The organism is Kitasatospora sp. NPDC051170, from assembly GCF_044455705.1.
Classification (GTDB): domain Bacteria; phylum Actinomycetota; class Actinomycetes; order Streptomycetales; family Streptomycetaceae; genus Kitasatospora.
The window spans coordinates 114,560-129,045 of record NZ_JBITFA010000017.1 but is presented as its reverse complement, the minus strand read 5'-3'; the positions used below and the strand labels follow the sequence as shown (position 1 = coordinate 129,045).

9 protein-coding genes are annotated in these 14,486 nt (G+C 73.4%); 2 read left to right on the top strand and 7 right to left on the bottom strand.

The genetic code is table 11. The features are described from left to right. Positions 1–101: 101 nt before the first annotated feature. Entirely contained in the window at positions 102–698 is a 597-nt protein-coding gene (locus ACIBCA_RS30515; protein WP_396286260.1) for a hypothetical protein, read from the bottom strand. Positions 699–711: 13 nt separating this feature from the next. Beyond that, positions 712–1,152, bottom strand: coding sequence for an ATP-binding protein (locus ACIBCA_RS30510; protein ID WP_396286259.1), 441 nt, complete (start codon positions 1,150–1,152; stop codon positions 712–714). Positions 1,153–1,726: 574 nt separating this feature from the next. Between ACIBCA_RS30510 and ACIBCA_RS30505 the strand changes: the two genes are divergently transcribed. Together ACIBCA_RS30505 and ACIBCA_RS30500 are read left to right on the top strand one after the other, a co-directional pair. Then, positions 1,727–2,902: a hypothetical protein gene (locus tag ACIBCA_RS30505; protein WP_396286258.1), complete on the top strand. Its 1,176-nt coding sequence runs from the start codon at positions 1,727–1,729 to the stop codon at positions 2,900–2,902. A 10-nt stretch (positions 2,903–2,912) separates the two neighbouring features. Beyond that, on the top strand, positions 2,913–3,434 hold the full coding sequence (locus ACIBCA_RS30500) for a GNAT family N-acetyltransferase (protein ID WP_396286257.1): 522 nt from the start codon (positions 2,913–2,915) through the stop codon (positions 3,432–3,434). On the opposite strand, the gene ACIBCA_RS30495 is transcribed toward ACIBCA_RS30500, so the two are convergent. The 5 genes from ACIBCA_RS30495 to ACIBCA_RS30475 form a co-directional block, all read right to left on the bottom strand. Then, a complete protein-coding gene (locus ACIBCA_RS30495) occupies positions 3,415–5,934 on the bottom strand; it encodes an FtsX-like permease family protein (protein WP_396286256.1) in 2,520 nt (839 codons plus the stop codon). The two genes, ACIBCA_RS30500 and ACIBCA_RS30495, sit on opposite strands and share 20 nt — an antisense overlap. Further along, positions 5,928–6,674, bottom strand: coding sequence for an ABC transporter ATP-binding protein (locus ACIBCA_RS30490; RefSeq protein ID WP_396286255.1), 747 nt, complete (start codon positions 6,672–6,674; stop codon positions 5,928–5,930). The genes ACIBCA_RS30495 and ACIBCA_RS30490 overlap by 7 nt, the downstream gene beginning before the upstream one ends. A 79-nt stretch (positions 6,675–6,753) precedes the next feature. Beyond that, positions 6,754–11,568, bottom strand: a complete 4,815-nt coding sequence (locus tag ACIBCA_RS30485) for a DNA repair ATPase (protein ID WP_396286254.1) — start codon at positions 11,566–11,568, stop codon at positions 6,754–6,756. Between the two features lie 26 nt (positions 11,569–11,594). Then, positions 11,595–13,610 carry a flotillin family protein gene (locus ACIBCA_RS30480; protein WP_396286253.1) on the bottom strand — a complete coding sequence of 672 codons (2,016 nt, stop codon included), beginning with the start codon at positions 13,608–13,610 and terminating at the stop codon, positions 11,595–11,597. A 54-nt stretch (positions 13,611–13,664) separates the two neighbouring features. Then, positions 13,665–14,393 carry a hypothetical protein gene (locus tag ACIBCA_RS30475; RefSeq protein ID WP_396286252.1) on the bottom strand — a complete coding sequence of 243 codons (729 nt, stop codon included), beginning with the start codon at positions 14,391–14,393 and terminating at the stop codon, positions 13,665–13,667. Between the last annotated feature and the right edge of the window lie 93 nt (positions 14,394–14,486).

Sequence of the window (14,486 nt, the reverse complement as noted above, 5' to 3'; positions counted from 1 at the left end):
GGTAGTCCCCACTGCCACTCCGGTCACCGAATGCGCCGAAAGGACCGCCTGCGATCACAGTCAGCTTCACTGTGCCCCCTCTTTAGGTGGTGCACGACAAGCTACGGACCGTGGCCGTAGCGGAACAAGGGCGGACGCGCCCTCAGTCGCGTTCCCGCATAGACCCACAGCACTGGAAGTAGCGCGCGGATGCTTCTGCCGTCCCCACCTGGTGGTGTGCAGGGCGGGGATGGGGAGTTCGGGGTGTGATCAGGGGTTCGTCGGACGGGGCTCAGGGGGCTGGCGGCGGTGAGGGAGAGGTAGGCGGTGGTGAGGTTGCCGGTGGTGAACCAGCGCTCCAGGCCGTGTTGGTGTCCGGCGCGGATGCCGCCCATGGCGTCGATGGCGATGAGGAAGAGATCGACGATCGCGAGTTCGCGGTCGTCGAGTTGTTTGGGGATGTCGAAGATGCCGAGGGCTTCGAGGACTTCGCCGGTGTCTGCCTCGGTGTTGGGGCGGGGGTTGGCGAGGAGGGCGTCGTAGCAGTCGTCGAGACGGCGCGTGGTCTCCGCAAGAGGGATGTCGAGGGCGAGGCAGACGGCGCGGGCGGAGGGCAGGGGCTTGCGGCTTCGGTGTGCGAGGAGGGCGTAGGTCTCGGCGGGGGTGCTACCCCGGGCCAGGGCGTGCTTGGCGAGCATGGTGAGGCGGATCGAGGGCATCGGCAGTGGGCTCTCAGGTGGTGACGAGGGAGTGAGCGGAGGAGAAGGAGGGTGCGACGAGCGCCCAGACGAACTTGCCCACCCCGCCGGCACGCGGGCAGCAGCCCCAGCGCTCGGAGAGTTCGCTGACGAGGAAGAGCCCGCGTCCGCTCTCGTCGTTCGGGTGGGCGGCGCGGAGGGTCGCGCGGCCGCCTCCGGCATCGTGGACTTCGAGTCGGAGGAGGTTGCCGATGAGGGCGAACCGGACCTCGATGAGCCGGTCATCCTCCGCGTCGGAATGCTGCACGGCATTGGCGAACAACTCGCTCAGGAGGAGTTCGGCGACATCGCGGAAACGGTCGCCGGCGGGGAGGGCGGAGAGGTACGCACGGAGCAAGTTCCGCGCGAGGGACGTGGATTCGACGCACGAGTCGAGACGCGCGGCGAAGGCACGGGGGCGGCAGGCTTTGGGCACGGGGCACCTCAGAGGGGCGAAAGGGAGCACGCGAGGTGAGCAGGTTTAGACTGCGCGCTCTCGACTGGCGTCGTGCCTTCGCGGCACGCCAGGGGTTGGAATGGCGGCTCTCGCTGGCCAGGGGCAGCGAGAGCCGCCACAGCACACCCCGGTCATGGGTAGCCGTCAGAGTGTGAGCTACTCGGACTTCTGCTCGTCGCCGTTGTGGTCACCGGACCCGTTGTTGGTGCCGTTCTTCTCATCCATGTCGTGGACTCCTCTCGGTTCGTCTTCGCGTTTGCAGAGGTAACCGACACACCGACGCACCGACTGAAGCAGCCAGTGACACGGCGCGACGGGTGCCATCAGCGAGATGTGACGATGAGTAGTCCCTTCGTCACGCAGAATGGCTGGGCACCAGTTGACCGCCATTGCAAGATCAATGGCGAGGGAGGGGCGGACTTTTCGACGGACTTTTCCGTCCGCCGAGGTCTGCACGGCCAGCAGCCGGCGCGTTACCGTCTGCGATGTGGATACACAATTCACTCGCCTGTGCAACGAGTTCGGTTGGGGTGGCCCTGCGAGATTCAGGCAGGTGTACGCGGCAACGGCGCGCAAGCTGGGCGAGAACGAGGAGGTGAGTGATCGCCAGTTCCATCGCTGGCGGCAGCCGCTGCCTCCATGCCCACAGCCAGGGCGTCAGCGCGTTCTCGAGGCGATGCTGGGTATCCCGTTGGAGCAAGCGGGCTTCACCGTCCCCGACCATCGCAGATCAGGAACCGTGCCGACACCGAGAGAGGAGTTGGGAGAAGACGTGAACCGCCGATCGTTCCTAGCTATGGCCGGTGGCGCTGCCGCTGCCGCTGCCGTTCCCGCAGCCCGAATCGGCACCGAGACCGTCATGGACCTGCGATCTGGTCTCGCCTCCCTCTACGGCCTGGACGATCGGTTCGGCGGTGCCACCGTCGGTCCTTTGGCGCAGGCCCACCTAGCACGTGCTGAACGGCTCATCGCCACGACCGTCTATCCCGGTACGATCGGCAGGCAACTCCGACTGATTGCCGGGGAGACAGCTGAGCATGTTGCGTGGCTGTCCTTCGACGCTGGAGACAATGGCCGCGCTCGGACGTACTGGCGCCACGCCCTCGTACGCGCTGAGGAGTTGCAGGACGACTCGCTCGAGGTCGTGGTGCTGGCCTCGATGGCGCTGATGAACCTCCGCGAGCGCGAGCCGGCACAGGCTCTCGAACTGACCCGCCGTGCTCAGGAGAAGGCCAGGGCGTGGGCCCCACCCTCGCTGACTTCGATTCTGATGACGAGGGAAGCGCGAGCACTGGCAATGCTCGGTGACCACGTCAGCGCGCGCTCGACTCTCGCGCAGGCCGCCCGATGCTACGAGCAGGAGCGCGGAACACGGTCGGTACCCGACTGGGCCGTCTTCCATGGTCCTGCGGAGCTGGCGCTCGCGCAGGCGTCATTGTTCACCGAAGCCGGGCATCACAAGGCGGCTGTTCAATGGCTTAGGCGCTCGCTCGGCAACCAGGAGACCAACTACGCGCGAAACGAGGCGCTGGTGCGCTTCAACCTGGCCGGAGCGCTCGCACAAGCGGGGGAAGCAGAGGAAGCCGCTCACGAAATCGCGTCGGGGGCTGTGCTGCTGAGTGAGGTCTCCTCGGGCCGAGCTCGGACTTCGATGCAGGAGGCACACTCCCGCCTCCAAGCCCTTAACCCTGCTCTGGCCGCCGCCAGTACTGCCCACTTGATCGCCTAGGAGGAGAGCCGTGGAGAATCCCGACTTCGAGATTGTCACCGGTGCCGCCAGCGCGGCGCGGGCGCTGGACGAGATCGCCCCGCTCTATGAGCGGGTGTTTGCGGAGCCGCCTTATTTCGAGGGGCCGCGTGACCTGGCGGACTTCCTGGATGGTTACGAGAGGTTCCGGACGATGCCGGGGTTCCGGCTGGTTCTCGCGCGGTCCGGCGGGCTGGTGGGGTTCGCGTTCGGGGTGCTTCTTCAGTCGGGGAGTCGGTGGTGGGACCGTCTCGGGCTGGATCCGGAGTTCACGCGGGAGGACGGGCGGCGCACGTTCGTGGTGCGGGAGATCGCGGTCGCTCCGGAGTACCGGCGTCGCGGGCTCGGACGGGAGTTGCACGCGGCCGTCATCGAAGGGATCGATGCCGAGCGGGTGACCCTGGCGGTCCGGCCGGAGGCTGAGGCGGCGGTACGGATGTACGAAGCTCTGGGATACCGGGACGTCGGTGCCATGACGCCGTACAGGTGCATGGTCAGGCGGCTTCGAGGGTGATCGGCTGGCCTTCGCGGGGGCGGAGGGCGAGGGTGGTGGGGAGGAGGGTGGCGAGGAGGGCGATGAGGGCGCAGGCGGCGGCGAGGGTGGCCATGACCGTCCAGGGGATGACGGCGGGGGTGGGGCCGACGAGGTCGGTGAGGGTGGACCAGGAGCCGCCGATGCTGATGAGGGTGCCGAGGATGCCGAGGACGGTGCCGGCGGCGACGGACAGCAGGGTCTCGACGGCGACGGTGCGCAGCACCTGGGTGCGGGTGGCGCCGGCGAGGCGCATCAGGGCGAACTCGCGGCGGCGGTCGGTGACGGTCATGACGAGGGAGTTGGCGAGGGCGACGGCCGCGTAGCAGATGGTCAGGCCGAGGATCATCAGCAGGGCGTTCCACGCCTCCTTCTCGGTGGCGTCGGCGCCGGCGGACCAGACCTCCTCCGGGGTGGCGAGCCGGGCGCCGAGCCCGTCGACGGCGGCGCGCAGGGCGTCGGACGCCTGGCGGGGGTCGGTGCCGGGCAGGAGGCGGATGTCGATCTGCTGGGCGAGGGCGGGGCCGGTGATGCCGGAGGTGACGGCGTCGGGGGTGGTGACCCAGGCCTGGGTGGTCTCGGCGCCGGTGGCGAGCCGGGCGGCGACGCGCAGGGTGCGCGGGGTGCCGTCGGCGAGGAGTACCGGGATCTGGTCGCCGACCCGGGGCGAGCCGGGCCAGGTGCGGCTGAGGACGACCGAGCCGGGCCGCAGGTCGGCGAGGGAGCCCGCGACGAGGGGCAGGCGGTCGACCTCGGCGAGGGCGGCCGGGTCGGCGGTGGCGGCGCGGAAGGGGACCAGGGCTGCGCCGTCGTCGGTGTCCGCCATGAGGGCGGTCGGGGTGACGGCCACCGCCCGTACGCCTGGTACGGCGCTCACGCGGTCGACCACGGCCCGGTTGAGGCCGGGCGTGCCGGCCGGGGTGACGACGAGGTCGGCGGCGGCGAGGCGGCCGCGGACCTCGGAGACCTGGGAGCGGTTGACGGTGTCGATGCTGCCGAGCAGGCAGCCGGCGAAGGAGACGATCAGCACGACCGGGGTGGCGGTCGCGGCGGTGCGGCGGAAGGCGGTGAGGGCGCTCTGGCGGGCGGTCGTCCAGACGACGCCCCGGGCCGCGATGGCGGGAAGCGTGAGCAGCCGGATGACCGGCCCGGCGAGGACGCTCGCCAGCAGGACGCATCCGGCGACGACGCCGAGCAGCAGGGCGAGCGAGTCGGCGGCGTTGGCGGGGGCGTCGGGCCAGTAGTGGGCGACGATCCAGACGGCGGCGGTCGAGGTGCCCAGGACGCTGAGCCCGGAGATCCAGCGGAGGGTGAGCACGACCCGCGAGCGGCGTTCGGTGTCCGCCTCCACCAGCGCCTCGGCGGGGCGGACGAGCCCGGCCTTGAGCGAGGAGAGGACGACGCCGCCCATGGCGGTCAGCAGTCCGGTCAGGGCCGCGGCCAGCAGGCCCCACCACGTCACGGGGACGGTGAAGTCGGCGGGCACCATGTCGTGGTCGATCAGCCAGCGGGCGGCGGGGGCCACCCCGGCGGCGCCGAGCGCGCATCCGGCGGCGGAGGCCAGCAGGCCGACGACCAGGGCCTCGCGGTGGACGAGCGCGCGCATCTGCCGCCGGGTGGCGCCGACCAGGCGCAGCAGGGCGAGTTCGCGGCGGCGCTGGGCGATGGAGAGGGCGAAGGTGCCACCGACGACGAACACCGCGGTGCCGCTGGAGACGGCGGCGGACAGGCCCAGCGGGGTCTGCACGTCCTCCAGTCGGTGGCTGACCTCGGCGTAGTGCGGGTCGGTCTGGCGGCGCTCCGCGCCGGTGAGCACCCGGGCGACCTTCTCGCCCCCGGCGGCGTCCACGACCCGGCGCACGTCCTCGGCGGGGCCGAAGGCGGCCAGCACGCCGACGGCGGGGCAGAACCGGGCGGCCTGGGCGTCGGCGAAGAAGACGGCGTGCTCGAACGCCTCCGCCTCGGTGACGCCGGAGACCGTCGCGGTGTGCGGGCCGTCGGCGGTGACGAACCGGACGCGCTTGCCGACCTGGTCGGGGCTGCCGCCGCCGATGACGATCTGGTCGTCGGCGGCGGGCGCGGTGCCCGCGGCGAGCCGGTAGCCGCCGAGGGCGGCGGCGGACCAGGCGCGGCCGACCTGGGAGCGGGGGCCGTCGGCGAGCTGGGTGTAGAAGGTGCGGTCCTCGACGGTGCGGCCGGTCTGCGCGAGGGAGGCGAGGAGCGGGACGGGCAGGCCCGGCTGGGTGGCGACCTGGGTCGGCTCGGTCTCGCCGTGAGTGGTCGGGTGGTCGACGCTCAGGTTGGCGGTGACGAGGACGGGGGCCTCGGAGAAGCGCTGGCGGCCCTGGTCGGGCACGGTGGCGGTGGCGGCGATCACCAGGATCGAGGTGGCGAGCAGGGCGACGCCGAAGGCCAGGGCGACGAAGCTGCCGACGAAGGAGGCCCAGCGCAGCCGCAGGCCCGCGATGGCGAGGGTCAGCACGGCACGGCCTCCAGCGCGGTCATCCGGGCGGCGACCTGCTCGGCGGTGGGCCGCTCCAGCGAGCCGGCCAGCCGGCCGTCGCGCAGGAAGACGACGCGGTCCGCGTAGGAGGCGGCGACCGGGTCGTGGGTGACCATGACCACGGCCCGGGTGGGGTCGTCGGCCATGCCGCGCAGCAGGGAGAGGACCTCGCGTCCGCTGGCGGTGTCCAGCGCGCCGGTGGGCTCGTCGGCGAGGAGGACGGCGGGCCGGGTGATCAGCGCCCGGGCGATGGCCACCCGCTGCTGCTGGCCGCCGGAGAGCTCGCCCGGGCGGTGCCGGGCCCGGTCGGCGAGGCCGACGGCGGCCAGGGCGGCGGTCACCTCGGCGGGGGTGGGGCGGCGGCCGGCCAGCTTGGCGGGGAGGGCCACGTTCTGGGCGGCGGTCAGGGCGGGCAGCAGGTTGAAGGACTGGAAGACGAAGCCGATCCGCTCGCGGCGCAGCACCGTCAGCGCCCGGTCGCGCAGGCCGTTGAGCGCGGTGCCGTCGACCAGCACCTCGCCGCCGTCCACGGCCTCCAGGCCCGCGGCCGAGCGCAGCAGCGTCGACTTGCCCGAGCCGGAGGGGCCCATGACGGCGGTGAAGGTGCCGAAGGGGAAGCCGATGCTGACGTCGTCGAGGCCGACGACCGGCTCGGGGCCGCGCCGGTAGGTCCGGCGGACGGAGCGGAGTTCGACGGCGAAGCCCGTGCTGCTGTTCATGATCATATTTCAGCAGGAGCGGAGGGTCCGGCTCAATGGACGTCGCTTCACGAATGGGGGTGTACCTGGCTACACCCCCTCACCTCTTCCAGGAAGCCTTCAGCTCCTCCCACCGCCGGCCCTGCTCCGGCGTCAGCGCGCCCCGCAGCTCCGCCAGCTTCAGCAGCTGCGCCTCCGCGTCGGCGCCCAGCGGCTGGGCCTCGGCGCGGTAGTGGTCGGTGAGCAGGGCGTCGAGCTCGGGCCGGGTGAGGGCCGGGTCGAGGCGCTGGGCGAGCTTGGCCATGTTGCGGTAGGAGCCCTGGAGCAGGAACGGCGGCTCGGTGCGGGCGCGGTCGTCCTGGGCGGCGGAGGCGAGGTAGGCGCGGTTGACGGCGAGGACGGTGCCGCGCAGGTGGAGCAGGCCCGCCAGGACGGCCGTCATCCGCTCGACCTCGGCGCCCGGCCAGGCGGCCGTGAGCTGTCCGCCGGGGGTGCCGGAGGCCCGGGCGATCAGGGTGTCCAGGTCCTCCCGGGAGGCGTTGGCCAGCGGGGCGAGGTGCGGGCTGGCGGGCAGGGCGTTCTCGACGAAGCTGAGCGCGAACAGGTCCTCGCGCCCGGCGACGGCGTCGCCCAGGTTCCACACGTCGGCGCGGTTGGCGAGCATGTCGGGCAGCCGGAACAGCCGCCCGGACTCGGTGTACGGGTTGGCGGCCATGACGACGGCGAAGCGCTTGCCGCGCAGGTCCCACTCGCGGGCCTCGCCGTCCCAGACGCCGTCGACGCGGCGCTGGGCGTCGCACAGCGGGATGAAGCGCTGGAGGAACTCGGGCGAGGTGTGCTGGACGTCGTCGAGGTAGAGGAGGACGTTGTCGCCCGCGTGGAGGGCGAAGTTGAGCTTCTCGACCTCGCGCCGGGAGGTGGCGTCGGGGGCCTCGCCCGGGTCGAGGGAGGTGACCCGGTGGCCCAGGGCCGGGCCGCTGACGGAGACGAGCAGCAGGCCCAGGCGCTCGGCGAGGTACTCGACGAGGGTGGTCTTGCCGTAGCCGGGCGGGGAGACGAGCAGCAGCAGTCCGCTGCGGTCCACGGGCCCGCCCGTCTGCGCCCCGCCGGCCTCCGCCGTGCCGAGCTGCTTGGCGAGGTTGTCGCCGACGAGCGGCAGGTACACCTGGTCGATCAGCCGGTTGCGGACGAAGCCGTTGAGCGGCGCGGGCCGGTAGGTGTCCAGGCGCAGCCGGTCGTGTTCGGCGGCGAGCAGGTCGGTGCGCAGCCGCTGGTAGGCCCGGTAGCCGGGCATCTCCACGGCCTCGAACTCCCGTACCCGGGCGAGCAGTTCGTCCAGTCGCAGGTCCAGGACCCCGCCACGGACGCGCGGATGGTCGCCGAGCAGCCCGCCCACCCGGACGCCGACGGCGCCCTCGGCGGCGCGGCGCGGCAGCGACGGGCAGAGCAGGGCGGCGGCGGCCTCGGCGCGGTCGCCCGGATCGGCGTCGGCGGCGGCCGACTCCAGCCAGGCGTCGGCGAGTTGGCGCCGTACGGGAAGCAGCCCGGGCTCCTCGGGCAGGGCGGCCAGCGCCTCCGTCAGCCCGGCCGACGCGGGGTCGGCGCGGAACTTCTCCAGCAGCGCCGAGGCTCCTGCCGAGTACGCGAACGACGGTACGGGGGAGGCGAGTTCGGCCGCCAGATAGGCGCCGGACCCCGCAGATCCGGGCGTGAACGCCTCGATCGCCGCCTCCAGCTCCGCCGCCAGCGCCGCGAGCGCCGGTGACGCGGCCCCGAACGCCTCCCGGGCGAGGCTCAGCGAGCGTGCCCGGGTGTGCCAGACCAGCCGTCGGCGCTCGTCGGCGCCGTACGCCCAGTACAGCTGGGCCGCCGCCCGGGCGGGCGCCGGGTGGCGCAACAGGCCCGCCCCGGCGTCGAGTTCGAGCAGGGCGCGCAGCAGCAGCGCCGCGTCGTGGTCGTGGACGCCGCGCTGGTAGCCCTCGTCGGGTCGCCGTTCGGCGGCCAGGCGGACGTGCTCCAGCAGGTCCGGCAGGCCCGGCAGATCCGGCAGGCCCGGTAGGCCCGGCAGGCCCGGCAGGTCGGCCTCCGGCGCGAGCGATCCCGGTTCGGCGGCCAGCAGCAGGGCGGCGGCGAGGTACTCGGCGCGGTAGAGGGCCGGGGTCTCGGAGGGCAGGGGCCGCGACCAGTACCGCTCGGTGGCCGCGAAGGCCGGGTCGGTGACGGGCGAGCGGTAGTCGGTGCCGGTGAGGGTGAAGGCCGGGCGGCCCTTCCAGGGCAGCAGGGTGAGTTCGGGCCGCTGGGTGGTGACGGCGAACAGGTGCCGGCCCAGCCGCAGGGTGCCGGGGCCGTCCCCGGCGAGTTCGGCGCGGTCGCGCAGTGCGCGGTGGGCGCGGCTGCGGGCGGCGCGCAGTCGTCCGGTCAGCTCCTCGGCCCGGACGCGGTCGCCGAGCTCGGCCAACTGCCCGGCGAGTTCACGGAGTTTGACGGCCGTCGGGTCGGCGGCGAAGGCCGCGTCGATCTCCTCGGCGCTGCCGACGGCGGTCAGGCGGCGGTGCAGGGTGTCGAGGATGCGGGTGGCGGAGGCGGCGAGCCGGTCGGCGCGGCGGGCGCGCTCCTCCAGGAGGTGCTGGCGGCGGGCGGTGAGCGCGTCGTGGATCTCGGTGCGCCGCTCGGTGAGCTGCTCGGTCAGCGCCGGGTCGGCGTCGGCGAAGCGGGTCTCCAGCTGCTCGACGCGCAGCAGGAGCCGGCCGAGCTGGTCGTCGCAGTTCTCGGGGGTGTCGGCGGCGGCGAGGGCGGCGGTGACGGCCTGGGCGAGCAGGGCGGTCTCGGCGGCGAACTCGTCGGCGGCCTCCCGGGTGCGCAGCTCGCGGCGGCGTACGGTCAGGGTGGCCCGGGCCCGGTTGAGCAGGCCCAGGACGTCGGCGAGCCGGTCGAGGATGGCGGTGCGGGTGGTGGCGTCGGCGAGGTCGAGGGTGCCGACGAGTTCGGAGACGGTCTGCAGGGCTTCGCTCTGCCCGCCGATCCGCTCGAACAACGGGTCGGCCTCGGCGGCGGTGGCGATGTCCGCGCAGCGCGAGGCGAGCTCGGTGGCGCGCTCCCGGTGCGGCTCGAAGGCGCCCGGCTCGGCGAGCTGGCCCACGGCGCGGGCGGCGGCCTCGGCGAGCCCGGTCACCAGCTCCTCGGCGAGCGCCTCCACCCGTTCGGCGTCCACGCGCGGCAGTTCGCGCAGCGCCTCCACCCGGCCCTGGGCGCGGCGCAGCCCGGTGAGCCGGTCCACCCACTCGGCGGCGTCGGCGAGGGTCTCGCCGCGCGCGGTGCGCAGCAGGCCCTCGACGTGCTCGGCGGTCTCCGCCACGCGAGCGGCTGCGTGCGCGGTGAGCTGGGCGATGGCCTCGTACTCGGCGACGACCCGCCGGGCGGTGTCGCGGATCTCGGCCAGCGGCGCGGCGAGGTCGCCGAGCCCGGGCTGCCCGAGCCAGTGGTGCCGGTCGGCGGTGCGGGTGCAGGCGGCGAGGACGGCCTGGTGGCCGGCCGGGGTGTCGGCTCCGGCGGCGGCGAGGCGGGCGAGGGCGAGGCAGTCGGCCAGGCCCCGGACCAGGTCGGCGTTGCCGATCCTCGCCAACTCGCCGGTGCCGGGCGGCTGTTCGGCGGCGTAGCGCTCGCTGGTGAACGGGGTCGTCCAGATCTGGACGGGGTGCAGCCGGCTGGGCCCGTCCTCGGCGGGGCGCAGGGCGATCAGGGTGCCGTCCTCGAGCAGGGCGTAGCCCTGGCAGGCGAGCGGGGCGGCGGCCTCCTGGCGCACCGAGTTGTACGGCTGGAGCAGGGCGCGGCCGTCGGCGGGGGAGCGGAACTCGTACAGCACGTCCTCGCCGTTGGGCGAGACGACGGTGCGCTCGTACGCGAGGCCTTCCACGGGCTGGTCGAAGGTGCGCACGGTGCCGTCGGCGAGGTGGCAGCCGCCGGGGAAGGCCACGCCCTGGTCGGCGGGCAGCCGCAGGCACGCCTGGCCGAGGGCGTCGATGCGGGTGACGGCGCCGGTGGGCAGGTGGACGACCAGGTGGCGGACGGTCTCCTCCTGGTACGGGCGCACCCGCACCAGCAGCAAGGTGGCGAGGCGGGCGTGGGCGATCTGCGCGTCGGCGAGGGTCTGGAGGGCCTCGGCGAGCGGTTCGCGGTGCAGCTCGCGGCCGTCCGGGGCGAACAGGCGCAGCCGGCCGCCGTCGACGGAGACGTGGAGCTGCCCGGCGAGGTCGGCGCGGGGCGCGCTGCCGGGGGCGGCGGGCAGCTGGTCGTCGCGGGTGAGCGGCGTCCAGGCGAGCTGCTGGCCCTCGGCCGGGGTGTGGTCGCGCTCGCCCCGGCCGTCGTGGTAGGTCGGCTGCCCCTCGCCGGAGTCCAGCCAGCGCAGCACCCGGACGTCGGCGGCGGCCGGGCCGGTGCGGAAGACCGCGAGCAGCCGCCCGGGCGTCGGGCGCAGCCGCTCCAGGCGGGCGTCGCGGAAGTAGCGGCGCAGGTCGTCGAGGTCCTGGCGCAGCCGGGGGTCGTCGAGGAGGGTGCCCTCGGCGGGGGCGGGGGAGAGGTCGGGGTGGTGGACGGTGAGGACCTCGGCGAAGTCCTCCGCCCTGTCGGTGAGTTCGACCGGCCGGGTGCCGAGCAGCAGCAGCCCGCCGACGGCACTCAGGTCCTGCGGCAGGCAGGCCCGGGTGGTGGTGAGCCGCCCGGTGCCGGTGAGCCGCAGCTCCCCGCCGCCGAACTCCTCGACCCTGCGGGCGTTCAACGCCTGCGCGCGGTCGGAGAGTTCGGCGGCGGCCCGGGCGAGCCGGCCGCGCAGGACCTCGTAGGTGCCGGCGTCGAGCCGGGCGTCTGTCCGGGCGGCGGGGGCTGAGGCGGGGGCTGAGGCGGGGGCTTCCACGGTCATGTTCCTCAACTAGCGGGATCGGTGGGTCACTTGGAGCCGTTGGCGGCCGCCAGGGCCCCGATCGGCGTCTCCGCGATGCCCAGCTTCTTGGCCGAGTCCAGCAGTTGGCGCAGCTGCCCGGCCTGCTCGCCCCCGCCGCCGATCAGCTTCATCAGCAGCGCGGAGACGGTGAGGTTCTGCACGTCGGCGGTGGAGACGGAGGACAGCACCCGGGTGAGGTCCTCGGTGAAGCTGGCCCGTCCGTCCAGCCAGGGCCCGGCCAGCATCTGGGCGGTCTGCGAGCGCTCGACGAAGGCGTCCACGCTCTTGGCCGCCGAGACGGACTGCACCAGGCGGTCGAAGAACACCGAGTCCCCGCCGACGATGTCGATCTTCGCCTTCTCCAGCCCGGCCGCGACCAGGGCGGCCTGCGCCTCGGCGATCTGCCGCTGGGCGTCCAGGCCCGCGAGGCGGATGTCCTTCTCGGCGGCCAGGCGCAGCCGGTACTCCTCGTGCCCCCGCGAGGCCTCGTCCAGCTTGGCCATCGCCGCGGCCTTCTCGGTGAGGCCCTCGGCCTCCGCCTTCAGCTTGGCGCCGACCTCCAGCGCGGCGGCCTTCGCCTTCTCCGTCTGCACGACGGCCTCGGCGCGGCCGATCTTCTCCACGGCCGCCGCCTCCTGCTCCCGCACCTGGACCCGGGCCAGCCCCTCGGCGGCCGCCTCCGCCCGGATGCCCTCGGCGAGGCGGACCTTGGCGGAGGCGTCCAGCTCGGCCGCCTTCTGCCGGGCCTCGGCCAGCACCAGCGCCTCGCGGGCCTTGTGCGCGGAGGCCTGCTCGGCGGCCTCGGCGGCCTTGATGTCCTTGACGAGCCGCTCCTGCGCCTCCGCCTCGGCCTGGATGACGACGGACTTGCGCACCCGCTCGGCCTCCTCGACGGCGCGCAGTGTCTTGACGGCCTCCTCCTGCTCGGCGACGGTGCGGTCCACCGCGATGCGCTCGCGCACCACGTCGGCCACCTCGCGCCGGCGGGACTCGACCTCCTTCTCCTTGGCGATGGCGGCGAGTTCGGTCTCCCGCTCCCGGCCGACGACCTCCAGTTGGCGGTCCTTCTCGATCCGCTCGTTCTCCACGGCGATCACCCGCTCGCGGTTCTTCTGCGCCACCGCGACCTCGCGGGCCTGGTTCTCCCGCTGCACCCCGAGCAGTTCCTCGGTGCGCAGGAACGCGGTCTGGGCGTTGAGCCGCTCCTCCTCCTGCACCCGGGAGATCACCGCGTCCTCCTTGGCCCGCAGCGTCTCGATCTCGCGGCGCTGGCGGATCTCGGCGTCGGCCTGGCGGCGCTGCAGCTCCAGGACCGTCTCCCGGGCGTCGACGTTCTGCCGGGTGATCTCCTTCTCCTCGGTGCGCTGGAACTCGTTGGTGCGCACGTGCTCGATCGCCGTCAGCTCGGTGATCTTGCGGATGCCCTGGGCGTCGAGGATGTTGTCGGAGTCCAGCTGGCTCATCGGCGTCTGCTCGAGGTGGTCGATCGCCGCGTCCTCGAGGGTGTAGCCGTTGAGGTCGGTGCCGATGATCTCGATGATCTGGTCGCGGAACTCGTGCCGGTGGGTGTAGAGGTCGGTGAAGTCCAGCTGCTTGCCGACGGTCTTGAGCGCCTCGGCGAACTTCGCGGCGAAGAAGTCCTGGATCGCCTGCGGGTCACTGGCCCGGACGGTGCCGATCGACTGCGCCACCTTGATGACGTCCTCGACGGTCTTGTTGACGCGGACGAAGAAGGAGATCCGGATGTCCGCCCGGATGTTGTCCCGGCAGATCAGCCCGTCCCGGCCGGCCCGGTGGATCTCCACCGTCTTCGCCGTGATGTCCATCAGCTCGGCCTTGTGGACGACCGGCAGCACGATCGCCCCGGTGAAGGTGACATCCACCTTCTTCGTCCGGGAGATGATCAGCGCCTTGCCCTGCTCGACCTTCTGGAACAGACGGCCGACGAAGAGCAGGACGGCGAGCAGGATGAGCAGCACGACGGCGACGAGCACGCCGAAACCCACGGCGATGGTGTCCATCACGGAGTCCTTCTTGACGAGGTGGTGCGAGAGGTGAGAGATGCTGACGAGACGTCAGATGCCCGGTGGTGAAGGGTCGAAGGGCGCGACCAGGAAGAGTTCGCGCTCAGCGTCGTAGTCGAAGATGAGGGCCGTGCGCCCGACCGTCAGCCCGGGGGCCTCCTCGGTCGTACGGACCTGGACGGTGGCGGTGGAGCCGTCCTCGGCGGTGACCTCCGCCTGCCCGAAGCCGGCAGTCACCCGGCCGGTGCGGATCACGCAGACCCGGCCGACGAAGTCCCCCCGGGTGGCGGGCCGGTCCTCGGGGAAGAGCCGCGACAGCGGCCGCACGACCGCCCGGGTGCCGAGCCAGGCGGCCACCAGCGCGACGGCGAACACCCCGCCGCGCGCCGGCGCCCCCGAGGTGAGGACCGTCCCGGCCAGGCTCACGAACCAGGCGACCGCGACCAGCAGCGACACCGCCACCGTCACGGGAACCCCGCCCAGGCCCAGCCGGTCCAGCACGCCCCCGTGGTGGTGGGAGCCGGACCCCCCGTGGGCCGCGTCCGCCGTGCCGTGGTGCCCCCCGGCACCATGGCCGGCATGACCGGCGTGACCCACATTCCCGGCGTTCCCGCCGTGCCCGACGTGACCCGGATGGTGTCCGACGCCGTGCCCCCCGTGCAGGGCGTCGAACCCGAGTCCGCCGAGCAGCATCACCAGCCAGTAGCCGACGACCACCACCAGCGCGAAGCTGAACAGCGCGGTCGGGAAGGCAAGCGCGGCCGCGACGAATCCCCCCATCCCGGCCACGCTCCCCCCGCCTCCCCGTCCGCGTCGCCGCACCTCGGCGCCACGGAGATCGTGACAGCGGAGGCGGTGTCCGCACATTGCCAG

What these genes read in the sequence shown, in the direction of transcription:
- ACIBCA_RS30515 (WP_396286260.1), bottom strand. Translation starts at nt 698, where the DNA reads ATGCCCTCGATCCGCCTCACCATGCTCGCCAAGCACGCCCTGGCCCGG.
- ACIBCA_RS30490 (WP_396286255.1), bottom strand. Translation starts at nt 6,674, where the DNA reads ATGAACAGCAGCACGGGCTTCGCCGTCGAACTCCGCTCCGTCCGCCGG.
- ACIBCA_RS30485 (WP_396286254.1), bottom strand. Translation starts at nt 11,568, where the DNA reads ATGACCGTGGAAGCCCCCGCCTCAGCCCCCGCCTCAGCCCCCGCCGCC.
- ACIBCA_RS30480 (WP_396286253.1), bottom strand. Translation starts at nt 13,610, where the DNA reads ATGGACACCATCGCCGTGGGTTTCGGCGTGCTCGTCGCCGTCGTGCTG.
- ACIBCA_RS30475 (WP_396286252.1), bottom strand. Translation starts at nt 14,393, where the DNA reads ATGGGGGGATTCGTCGCGGCCGCGCTTGCCTTCCCGACCGCGCTGTTC.